Source organism: Allobosea sp. P4_C6 (genome assembly GCF_056402015.1).
This window is the reverse complement of record NZ_JBFUIF010000283.1, coordinates 1-978: the sequence shown is the minus strand read 5'-3', so window position 1 is coordinate 978 and position 978 is coordinate 1. Positions and strand designations below refer to the sequence as shown.

1 protein-coding gene is annotated in these 978 nt (G+C 63.1%); it reads right to left on the bottom strand.

The annotated features are described in order from the left end of the window. Positions 1-914: glycosyltransferase family protein (locus tag AC1DVA_RS28680; RefSeq protein ID WP_476808171.1), on the bottom strand; the 914-nt coding region annotated here is incomplete at its 3' end. Positions 915-978: the final 64 nt, after the last annotated feature.

The window sequence follows — 978 nt, the reverse complement described above, 5'->3', positions numbered from 1 at the left end:
CGCAGGATGTCGGCGACGACCGCTCCCCGCGCACTGGCGAGAGCCGATGCGCTGTCGCCGAAGCCGTCATAGGGCAGCACATCGATCGACGCGATCGCTGGCGCCGCGCGCGCGGCCTGCACAAGGCTGTCGATCTCGTCGCGATGCACTTCGCCGAACCGCGCTGGGCAGAGAATGGTCAGATGCGTCGCGACATGAACTTGCCGCGTCGCATTCGCGATCATATCGGCCAGGATGTCGAGGCCGCCCTCCGAGAACAGAGCCAAGACGGAGACCGAGCCAGGCTCGCCGAGGGTTGCGTTCCGGCGGCGCTCGGTTCGTTCGCCATGGCCGGCGAGAAGATCGAGCAGACAGCCGTCCAGCGAGAAACGCTCGGCCAGCCGCTGCTGTCCGAGCCGTGCCCGCCTCAAGGCATCCTCAGGATCCTGACGAACCCGGTTCACGATCTCCCGAACCTTTTCGCAGAGCTCCAGGGACGTACCCTGGTCGTCGACGACATAGACGCAGTCGGAAAAATACTTGTCGATAAAGGGATGGGGGTTGGAGATCACCACGGCGCCGGCCGCCAGCCCCTCGAACAGCCGATTGCTCATGATGCCGGAGCGCTGATGGGCCGCCGACGAAAAAGCCAGGCAGATGCCGGAACGATTGAGCTCAACCAGCACACTGCGGCCGTCGAACGGAATTTCGCCCCGGTAGTTCTTAAAACCTTCCCACGGTTTTACGCCGTAGAACTCCTCGGGCCCATGAATGTTGATCAGGTCCTCGGCATCGAGCCGCTCGAGCAGATCGTGGTGACGACCCCGCGTACCGCTGATTCGCTCCCAGTTGATGCCGATATAGAAGAGGCGGGAATCGGGCCCGATGACCGGCTCGAGATAGGGCTTGGGCAGGCTATGGAACAGCGTCGGCAAGGGCGTTTCCAAATGCCTACCGAAGCCGCCGAAGACGTTCAGGGCATGTCGGTCAGCCATATCC